Genomic DNA, 9,899 nt, shown 5'->3' on the forward strand with positions numbered 1-9,899 from the left:
AAAGAGGGGCGAGGATTTTTCCACGCCCCTCTTTTTTGTGAGAGGAGTGGGAATGCAGTTTTGCAATGCGGATTGGCGGAATAGCCGGGGTTGGACTTTATCGGGTCTGTTTCTGGCTTGTGCTCTGCCGGTGCTGGTAATGGTGGCATTACTGACCCCGCCCGGCCAATCGCCTGACGAGCCCGCGCATCTCGTCCGCGCCAATGGCGTGCTGCACGGCGCGCTGTTTCTCACCCGTAAACCACGCCTCGACGCTGGCTCTGGCAAGATGCGGGAGCAGGTTGGGGTGAAGATTGATGCGGGACTATTCTCGGCGGGGTTTGGCAAGACCACGCAAATAAGCGGCCGCCCCGTTGTCACCAGCGCTGATGAAGCCGCGATGCAGGGCAATCCTTGGGCGCATTATAAAATTTTTTCGAACATCCCGAATACTGCGACCTATTTCCCGCTGGCTTATTTGCCTTCGGCGTTTGGGCTCGGGGTTGGCAAATTATTTGGCGCTTCGCCTTATATCTCCATCAGATTGGCCCGGTTGGCGGATGCCGCCGCATATCTTGCCATTGGCGCCGCGACCTTGGCGGTGGCCAGTTATGGGAGGGCCTTACTGCTGGGGGTTCTGCTGTTGCCCATGAGCCTGTTTCTCGGCGGAACACTCGACCAAGATGGTATTCTCGTCGCGCTGGGCTGTTTGGCTTGCGCGGGGTTGACGAGGGAGACACGAGGCGGGCGGACGCTGGCTTTTGCCGCCTTTCTGGTTGTGGCCTTGGCCAAGCCGCCTTATCTGGCGATAATGGCAATATTCGCTTTGCCACTTGCCTGGCCGGGTTTCTGGCGCCGGGCCGGTGAGGTGCTGCTGGCCAGCTTGCCCGTGCTGGTCTGGGCGGTGATTATCGTGGCCTTCATTTCAGTTCCATTCATCAAGCCACCTTACCATCCAGGCCCTCTTTTTAACGGTCCGGCGGGAATGCTGATGGACAAGACGGACACAGCCGCCAATTTGCACATTCTCCTGGCGGATAAAGCCCGTTTCCTCATATTGCCATTACATACGTTGCATCTTTTTGGTTCGAACCTAGCGGCGCAGGCGATTGGTGCCCTGGGGCTGCTGCAGATTGTATTTCCGCATTGGTTTTATACGCTTTGGTGGATTGCGGTGGGCATGGCCTTGCTGGGCGTGGCCTTCTGCCGCCGCCCGGCTTACCGCCCTTTACCCGTATCGGTGCTGAATGGCGCCGTGGCCTTACTGGTTATTCTTCTAACCACTTGGCTGATCGCAATCTCTTTCTATCTGAGCTGGACAAATGTCGGGATGGATTTCATCGACGGCCTACAGGGACGTTATGCGCTTTTGCTGCTGCCTTTCCTGGCCTTTGCAATGCCGTCGTTGTCTGAAGCGATGCCGGAATGGGTGCCGCTCTTGCCGGTATTAATGTTGGGCGTGTTTGATATTGGTTATGTCCCGCTGAAGCTGGTGACATTTTATTATCTACACTAAAGTGGAGCGGGCAAAAAAGTCATTTTATAGAGTGTATTAAGAGAGGCAGGTAGAATGACTGAAGCCCGAATCGCGGTTTTAATTCCTTGTTATAATGAGGAAGTTGCTATCGGCCAGGTGGTACGGGATTTTGCGGCGGCGCTGCCTGCGGCACAGATTTTCGTCTATGACAACAACTCCAAGGACCGTACGAAAGAGGTCGCGGCAGAGGCTGGGGCGATTGTCCGCACGGAAACGCTCCAGGGCAAAGGGCATGTTGTCCGCCGTATGTTCTCTGATATCGAAGCCGACGCCTATGTGCTGGTGGATGGCGATGGCACCTATCAGTCCAGTGCCGCGCCGGAGATGGTCCGCCTCTTGCTGGAGGAACAGCTGGATATGGTAAACGGCCAGCGGATTGAGGTGGAAGGAGACAGGTCGATCGGCGCTTATCGCCGTGGCCACCGTACCGGCAATTTGGTTCTCACCGGGATGGTCCGCTTTGTCTTTGGTGACCGGATCAAGGATATGCTTTCCGGCTATCGTGTATTCTCGCGCCGGTTCGTGAAAACATTTCCGGCCCTGGCGTCCGGCTTTGAAACCGAAACGGAGTTCACCATTCACGCGCTGGATATGCTGATGCCGCTGGCGGAAGTCCCTACCCAGTACCGCGAACGCCCGCCGGGATCGCTTTCTAAATTGCGGACTTATTCGGACGGTTTCCGTATTCTCAACACCATCATCAAGCTGGTGAAGGAGGAACGGCCGCTCCAGTTTTTCTCAATTGCTGGGGCGGTGCTGCTGGCCTTGGGCGTGCTACTGTCCCTGCCGGTATTGGCCACTTATCTCCAAACGGGGCTGGTGCCGCGGCTGCCCACGGCGGTGTTATCCACGGGGCTGGTAATGCTGGCGTTTCTGTCTTTCACCTGCGGACTGATTCTGGACTCCGTAGCGCGTGGGCGGCGGGAGGCCAAGCGGCTGGCTTATCTGGCCGTGTCGCGCTGGACGAAAGAGTGATACGAAAGAGTCAGTCATGAAAAAGGCCAGAGCTTTGCGGCTCTGGCCTTTTTTGTATTAACCCGCAAGGGTGGCTTTAATTGCCGCCAAAGCCGCGTTGGCCTGGGCCGCGCTGGGGGCGCCGGCCTGAGCCACGGCTTTATTGCCGCCGCCGCCCTTGCCACCCGCTGCCGCCGCCGCAGCACGCACGAGATCCACGGCGCTTTGTGGCTGGTCTTCGGAGACCGCAACCACAATCGCGGTTTTTTGATCGGCGGTGGAAACCAGCGCCACAATGCCCGAGCCCAGCCCTTTCAGCAGGTCCGTGGCGATGGGACGCAGTTCTTTCGCATCAACATCACCCACATTGCGTAGCAGGGCGCGCGTGCCATTTATGTCCTCAAACGCCGTCGCCGTCGCCATCACCAGCTTTTTCTGTAGTTCGGCAACTTGGCGCTCCAGCCGCTTTTTGTCATCCTGAAGCTGGATGATGCGTCCCGGCAGCTCAGCGGCAGGCGCTTTGATAGTGGCAGCTGCTTCGGCTAGCAGCTTGGATTCGCCTTCAACCTCAGTTACGGCGGCTTCGCCCGCCACGGCCTCGATCCGGCGGATACCGGCGGATACCGCCCCTTCGGAGACGATGCGGAACAGCCCGATATCGCCGGTGCGGACCACATGAGTGCCGCCGCAGAGCTCGATGGACCAAGCGGATTTTTCATCTGACCCGCCGCCCATGGAGACCACGCGCACCTCGTCGCCATATTTCTCGCCGAACAACGCCATGGCGCCCAGCTTCACGGCTTCTTCCGGCGTCATCAGGCGGGTGGTCACCTCGGTATTCTCACGGATATGTGCGTTCACGTCCCGCTCCACCATCGCCAGTTCCTCAGGTGTGACCGGGCGGGGTTGGGAAATGTCGAACCGCAGCCGGTCCGGCGCGTTCAGTGAGCCTTTCTGCGTCACATGCGCGCCCAAAGTGCGGCGTAGCGCCTCATGCAGTAGGTGGGTGGCGGAGTGATGTGCGCGGATCTTACCCCGACGCTCATGGTCCACCTCCGCCACGACAGACTGGCCGACACGGGCGGTGCCCGCTTCCACCACGCCTACATGCACGAAAAGCGACCCCAGTTTCTTTTGCGTGTCGGTAATGCGGATGCGCAGATTATCCGGTCCGGTAATGAAGCCGGTATCGCCCACCTGTCCGCCGCTTTCAGCGTAGAACGGTGTCTGGTTGAGGATCACGAACACGGTCTGCTCGGGCAGAGCTTCGTCCGCGGGCTGGCCATCCACCACCAGAGCGGTAATAGCGCCCTCCGCAGTTTCGGTGGAATAGCCGAGGAACTCTGTGGCGCCGAGCTTTTCATTTAACTCGAACCAAACAGTCTCTGTCGCCGCCTCGCCAGATCCGGCCCAGGCGGCGCGGGCTCGGGCTTTCTGCTCGGCCATGGCCAAGTTGAAGCCCTCCACGTCTACGCTCTTGCCTTCTTCGCGCAGGGCGTCCTGCGTGAGGTCCAGCGGGAAGCCGTAGGTGTCGTAAAGTTTGAAGGCGACATCGCCGGGTAGTGCACCGCCGGAGGTGATATTCGTGGATTCGTCCTTTAGGAGCGTGATGCCGCGATCCAGCATGGCTCGGAAGCGGTTTTCCTCAAGCTGTAGCGTCTCAGTGATCAGCGCTTCGGCCTGATTCAGTTCCGGGTAGGCTTGGCCCATCTGCCGGGTGAGGGCGGGTACCAGCCGGTACATCAGCGGTTCCTTGGCGCCCATCATGTGGGCGTGGCGCATAGCGCGGCGCATGATTCGGCGCAGCACATAGCCGCGTCCTTCGTTGGAGGGCAACACGCCATCGGCCATCAGGAAGGAAGCAGCGCGCAGATGGTCGGCCACCACGCGGTGGCTGGTCTTGAACTTGCCGTCGGGGTCCTGGCCGGTTTCCTCGGCTGAGGCCAGGATGAGCGCGCGCAACGTATCCGTGTCGTAATTGTCGTGCTTGCCCTGTAGAATGGCAGCGAAGCGTTCCAGCCCCATGCCGGTATCGATGGAGGGGTGGGGCAGGTCGGCACGGCCATTCGCACTCTCTTCATATTGCATGAAGACGAGGTTCCAGATTTCGATGAAACGGTCGCCATCCTCATCCGGGGAGCCGGGTGGGCCACCGGCGATGGAGGGGCCGTGATCGTAAAAAATCTCGGAGCAGGGGCCGCAGGGGCCGGTATCGCCCATGCGCCAGAAATTATCGTCCGTGGCGATGCGGATGATCTTCTCATCCGGCAGGCCGGCGATCTTCTTCCAGAGGTTCGCTGCGTCATCGTCAGTATGATAGACGGTAACCAGCAGCTTATCCTTGGAAAGCACGAAATCCGTGGTCAGCAGCGTCCAGGCGTGCAGGATGGCTTCTTCCTTGAAGTAGTCACCGAAGGAGAAATTTCCCAGCATTTCAAAGAAGGTATGATGGCGGGCGGTGTAGCCCACATTATCCAGGTCGTTATGCTTGCCGCCTGCGCGCACGCATTTCTGGGAGGAGGTGGCGCGGGTGTAGGGGCGCTTCTCCTGACCCGTAAAGACGTTCTTGAACGGCACCATGCCTGCCGCTGTGAACATCAGCGTGGGGTCGTTGCGCGGCACCAGAGGGGCCGAAGGCACGATCTGGTGGCCGTTGCGGCCGAAATAATTCAGGAAAGTGGCGCGGATATCGTTACTGGTGACCATGGAAGCTGGATTACAAGGCAGATGGGTTTTCGCCAAGCCCGCCCGGAAAAATGGCTGGCCGCTTGCTTTGAAAGAGAGGGGCGACGTTCCGGCTTCACCGAAAACCGCCCGTTAAATTGTAAAAAAGGGTTTCTCTGGGCGGCTGATTTCAACCCACGGGGAGATTATCCAACAGCCTGACATGCCCCAGTTTGGCGGCGGCGATCAGACGCGCGGGGGGCTGTAGGGTGGCAATGGGCTCCAGCGTCTCGGCATGAACTAGAGCAACATAATCCGGCACCATACCAGCGGTTGCCAGCTCTAGCCGGACATTATGCAGCGTGGTGGCCGGTTCCTTGCCGGCCAGAAGATATTGCACGGCGTGGCTCAGGGCGGCGTGGAGCTTGGGCGCTGTCATGCGCTCGGCCAGGCTGAGATAGGTGTTGCGTGATGAGAGAGCCAGGCCATCTGCCTCGCGCACCGTGGCTACAGGCACGATTTTCACGGGCAGATGCAGGTCTTCCACCATGCGCCGCACCACCTGAATTTGCTGCCAATCCTTCTCGCCAAAAAAGGCGGCCTGTGGCCTGATCTGTCCGAAAAGCTTGGCGACAACAGTGGCGACACCGTTGAAATGGCCGGGGCGCTGCATGCCTTCCCAATGCTGGGAGGGGCCGCTGACATGAATGGTTGTGGCGCAACCGGAGGGGTACATTTCCTCCACGCTTGGCAGCCAAACCAGGGCGCAGCCTGCTGCTTCCAGCTTGGCGATGTCACCGGCCTCATCACGCGGATAGCGGGATAGATCTTCCTTCGGCCCAAACTGCGTCGGGTTCACGAAGATACTGGCCACGGGGGTTAAACCCGCCTGTTTGGCTGCAGCCACCAAGGTTAAATGCCCCGCATGCAGGGCGCCCATGGTGGGGACGAAACCGACATCACCCAGCGTCGCGCGGGCTCCGGCAAGCTCTTGTAATGTTCTGACGATTATCATTTGGTGCGGCTTTTCACCATTTTGGGGCATCCGTCCAGCCCTGGGCAAGCCGGGTATGGGCCGTTAAGGAGGGGGTATGAGCAAGACCACCAAACCCTGGATCAAGTCTGAACAGAAGCTCGGGTTTCAGGCAGCACGATTATCTCTGCTTTTTGGTGCCGTGGGCACTATGTGCGGTGTTCTACAGGCAGGGGCGGCGGCCAGATTGCTCGCGGCACTTTTGCATGTGCAGCGGGCTGGGCTCTCGGCCTGGGTGAGCGCGCTGGTGTTCATTCTGGCGGTGCTGGCGCGGGCCTGGATTCAGCTTCGTAATGAGCGTGGTAATTTCGAGCTGGGCGCGGCGGCACGGCGGCGGTTGCGCGGCAAGGTGCTGAGCGCGCTGCTGGCGCTGGGCCCAGCAGGCTTGCGTGGGCGCCATTCAGCCGAGCTAGCCGCCACGGCGGTGGACCGGGTGGAGGCGATGGAAGGTTTCCACGCCCGCTGGGTGCCCGCCACGGGACTCGCGGTGATGGGCCCGGCGATCATTGGGTTGGTGGCGTTGATCGCGGATTGGCGCAGCGGGGTGATCCTCATCATTGCCGGTTTGTTCGTCCCGTTTGCCATGGCGGTGGCCGGAATCGGCGCGGGTATTGCCGCCAAGAAGCAATTTGTGGCGATGACGCGTTTGCAGGTCCGGTTCCTGGACCGGATCAGGGGGATTTCCACCATCGTTCTCTCCGGCCGGGCAGAGGAAGAGGCACAGGCGCTGGGCAAAGCGGCTGGGGAGCTGCGCGAGCGCACCATGCGGGTGCTGCGCGTGGCGTTTCTCTCCTCCACGGCGTTGGACCTTGCGGCGGCGACGGCGCTGGTGCTGATCGTCATCCGCTTTACGCCGGTGCTGCACGGGGCGCATGAGCTGGCCCCCACCGCTTTGTTCCTGGTGTTGCTGGTGCCGGAATTTTTTGCCCCGCTGCGGGGCTTTGCCGCTGTTTACGGCGACCGCATGGCGGTTGAGGCCGTGGCGGAAGAGCTGGCGGCCCTGCCGGAAGCGCCTGCAGCCGTACCGGCGGCGGATATACGCGCTGTCGCCGCGCATGGTGTGACACTGGCTTTTGATCAGGTGACGTTTGGCTGGAATGAAAGCCGACCAGTGTTGGACAAATTGTCCTTTAAGGTGGGGCGAGGCGAGATGCTGCTGCTGACAGGGGCGTCGGGCACGGGCAAATCAACCATTGTTGATCTTATCCTTGGTTTCCTGGAGCCCCGGGATGGGCGGATCACGATCAATGGCGCGGCGGTGGATGATCTGGTACCCGCGGCGCGGACGCGCATGGTGGGCTGGATTGGCCAGAAGCCGGTGATCTTCGCGGGAACGATCGAGGACAACATCCGCTTCGCCAACCCCGCCGCGGGTGGAGATGAGGTGAAGACGGCCATCCGCAACGCCCATCTGGAGGAGCTGATCGCCAGCCTGCCACAGGGAATCAAAACCCCCTTGGGCGAAGGCGGATTTGGTGTTTCCGGCGGGCAGGCGCAGCGTATCGCCATTGCCCGCGCCTTTTTGAAGGATGCCCCCTTGCTGTTGCTCGATGAACCGACCTCGCATCTCGACCCGGCCGTGGAGCGGGATATCTTGGAAAGCCTGAAACATCTCGCCGCCGGACGGACCGTAATTTTGGCCACCCATTCCACCCAGGCGATGGATTTTGCCAAGACCATCGGTGCCAAGCGTGTGGATCTCGATGCGTTACGTTACGCCAGTTGGCGGGGGGTGATGGCATGAGCCCGATTATACGCGTTGTGTCGCTATGGACGCGGCATCCAGGCTGGCTGTTTCTGGCCTTACTGCTTTCGCTTGGTGCGCTGACCGCTGGCGTGATGCTGATGGGGTTGTCCGGTCACTATCTGGCGGTTGCTATTGCGGGCGGGGTGCTGATTGTGCCGGCGCTCCTGCCCTGGACAGGTACGGCGCGCGTTTTGTTCCGTTATGGCGAGCGGATTGTAGGCCATGAAGCGATTTTCCGCGCCCTGGCGGATTTGCGGGTATGGATGTTCCGAGGCTTGGCGCGCAGCGCCGCCGGCGGGCTGGGGCTGCGCCGCACGGGCGATGCGTTGGCCCGGCTGGTGAATGATGTGGACGTCCTGGACGGTTTGTTCCTGCGGATTTTCGTGCCGCTGATGGGGGCATTGCTGCTGCTGCCCATGATGTTCTGGACGCTGGAGCGTGAACATGGGCTGGCAGTGCTGGTATTGGTGCCGTTCTGCTTTGTCGCGTTCTGGGTACCATGGCGTGCCGCCCGCGCGGCGGAAGACAATGCGGGCAAGGTCGGTTTAGCCGTGGCCGGGTTGCGGACGGCGGCGCTGGATGCGCTGCATGGGCTGCGGGAGGTCAAGATCTTCGCCGCCGAGGGTCGGATGCTGGCCGAAGTGCAAGCCCGTGAAGCGCAGCTTTTGGCGGCGCAGCGTGAGCTCGCAGGTGAAGGGGCTAAGCTGAGCGCCATGGCGTTTGTGGCTGCGCAAGGCGGGATTTTGCTGGCGATCATTCTGGGTTTCTTTGGTCTGCCGATTGCCGCCGTAGCGGCTGTGCTGGTGCTGACCGCGGCCTTTGAGGCCGTGTTGGGCCTGCCGCGCGCGGGGCTGCTCTATGGCCAGGCGAAAAAAGCGGCGGCCCGCGTGGTGCAGGCCGCCGAGACTGGCCCGCCCGTGCCCGAGCCAGTCAAGCCCGCGTCCATGCCCAGCCGGAATGCGATTGCGTTTGAGCATGTAAGCTTCCGCTACGCGCCCGATCGGCCGTTTGTATTCGAGGATTTGTCGGTGCAACTGCCGGAAGGGTCGAGGACCGCGATTTTGGGGCCCTCTGGGGCGGGTAAATCCACCATCGCGGCGCTGATTCTGAAGCTGATCGAGCCGGTGAGTGGGCAGATACGCTTTGGCGGCACGGATGTCGCGCAGCTTCCCGCCGAGGCGTTGCGGCATCGGATCGCTTATCTCGGGCAGACGACGCATCTCTTTGCCGACACCATCAGGAATAATCTGTTGCTGGGCGACCCGAAGGCGGTTGATGAGAAGCTCTGGGCGGTTTTGGAAGCCGCGCAAGTGGCCGATGCCATTCGTGCCTTGCCGGAGGGACTGGATAGCTGGCTGGGTGAAGGCGGTGCAACGCTTTCCGGCGGGCAGGGGCGCCGTCTCGCCCTGGCGCGCACGTTGCTGATGAACGCGCCGGTGTTGTTGCTGGACGAACCGTGCGCGGGGCTGGACGCGGCGACGGAGCAGGAGTTCTTCCGCGTGTTCAACGCAGCGACCGAGGGCCGCACGGTGCTGCTGATTTTGCACCGCCTGACCGGAGTCGAGCATCTGGACCGGATATGGCGCTTTACTGGCCGCACGCTGGTAGCGGCAGCGGGGTAAGAGAGCGGCGACCAATAAAAAAGGGGCCCGCTTGCGGGGCCCCTTCAGACTGCTGACAACCCCCGTCATTTTTGGCGGGGTTTTGTTTTATTTATTGTTTGGCTTGTAATTGTTCTGTTTGTGAGGGGGTTTCCCTCTCAGGCCGGGCTTGGCGTTGGTGCTTTGGTGAGTGCCATGGCGATTTTTTTGATATTTTGTGCGGTGGCGGCGAGCAGGCATTGGCAGGTGACGCCGGTTAAGCCTCGGAAGCGTGCGTAGCGGTGTCCGAGGAGTTGCTTGGCATCGGCGAAGGACCGCTCGACCGTCTCTTTTCGTCGTTTATAGATGGCCTTGCCCCATGAGGTGAGGCGGTTGGCGTCGGTC

The 9,899-nt window shown here is 60.9% G+C and carries 7 protein-coding genes; 4 read left to right on the top strand and 3 right to left on the bottom strand.

All coding sequences use genetic code 11. The features are described 5' to 3' along the window. Positions 1-52: 52 nt before the first annotated feature. Both BUB54_RS11025 and BUB54_RS11030 read left to right on the top strand, forming a co-directional pair. Positions 53-1,495, top strand: coding sequence for a DUF2142 domain-containing protein (locus BUB54_RS11025; protein WP_048879472.1), 1,443 nt, complete (start codon positions 53-55; stop codon positions 1,493-1,495). A gap of 54 nt (positions 1,496-1,549) precedes the next feature. Beyond that, positions 1,550-2,491, top strand: coding sequence for a glycosyltransferase (locus tag BUB54_RS11030; protein WP_048879473.1), 942 nt, complete (start codon positions 1,550-1,552; stop codon positions 2,489-2,491). A gap of 57 nt (positions 2,492-2,548) precedes the next feature. Here BUB54_RS11030 and alaS read toward each other — a convergent pair whose 3' ends face one another. Together alaS and panC are read right to left on the bottom strand one after the other, a co-directional pair. Next, on the bottom strand, positions 2,549-5,176 hold the full coding sequence (alaS, locus tag BUB54_RS11035; protein WP_073211603.1) for an alanine--tRNA ligase: 2,628 nt from the start codon (positions 5,174-5,176) through the stop codon (positions 2,549-2,551). A 148-nt stretch (positions 5,177-5,324) separates the two neighbouring features. Beyond that, complete coding sequence (gene panC, locus BUB54_RS11040) at positions 5,325-6,149, bottom strand: pantoate--beta-alanine ligase (RefSeq protein WP_048879381.1); 825 nt, start codon at positions 6,147-6,149, stop codon at positions 5,325-5,327. Positions 6,150-6,225: 76 nt separating this feature from the next. Here panC and cydD point away from each other — a divergent pair, with 76 nt between their 5' ends. Together cydD and cydC are read left to right on the top strand one after the other, a co-directional pair. After that, positions 6,226-7,911, top strand: a complete 1,686-nt coding sequence (gene cydD, locus BUB54_RS11045) for a thiol reductant ABC exporter subunit CydD (RefSeq protein WP_048879379.1) — start codon at positions 6,226-6,228, stop codon at positions 7,909-7,911. Continuing rightward, positions 7,908-9,536, top strand: coding sequence for a thiol reductant ABC exporter subunit CydC (cydC, locus tag BUB54_RS11050; RefSeq protein ID WP_048879380.1), 1,629 nt, complete (start codon positions 7,908-7,910; stop codon positions 9,534-9,536). The genes cydD and cydC overlap by 4 nt, the downstream gene beginning before the upstream one ends. 137 nt (positions 9,537-9,673) lie before the next feature. Here cydC and BUB54_RS11055 read toward each other — a convergent pair. Then, a partial coding sequence (locus tag BUB54_RS11055; RefSeq protein WP_139284769.1) for a transposase occupies positions 9,674-9,899 on the bottom strand: 226 nt, incomplete at its 5' end.

The sequence above is a fragment of the Acidocella aminolytica 101 = DSM 11237 genome (assembly GCF_900129125.1).
GTDB lineage: Bacteria > Pseudomonadota > Alphaproteobacteria > Acetobacterales > Acetobacteraceae > Acidocella > Acidocella aminolytica.

What these genes read in the sequence shown, in the direction of transcription:
- BUB54_RS11025 (WP_048879472.1), top strand. Translation starts at nt 53, where the DNA reads ATGCAGTTTTGCAATGCGGATTGGCGGAATAGCCGGGGTTGGACTTTA.
- BUB54_RS11030 (WP_048879473.1), top strand. Translation starts at nt 1,550, where the DNA reads ATGACTGAAGCCCGAATCGCGGTTTTAATTCCTTGTTATAATGAGGAA.
- alaS (WP_073211603.1), bottom strand. Translation starts at nt 5,176, where the DNA reads ATGGTCACCAGTAACGATATCCGCGCCACTTTCCTGAATTATTTCGGC.
- panC (WP_048879381.1), bottom strand. Translation starts at nt 6,149, where the DNA reads ATGATAATCGTCAGAACATTACAAGAGCTTGCCGGAGCCCGCGCGACG.
- cydD (WP_048879379.1), top strand. Translation starts at nt 6,226, where the DNA reads ATGAGCAAGACCACCAAACCCTGGATCAAGTCTGAACAGAAGCTCGGG.
- cydC (WP_048879380.1), top strand. Translation starts at nt 7,908, where the DNA reads ATGAGCCCGATTATACGCGTTGTGTCGCTATGGACGCGGCATCCAGGC.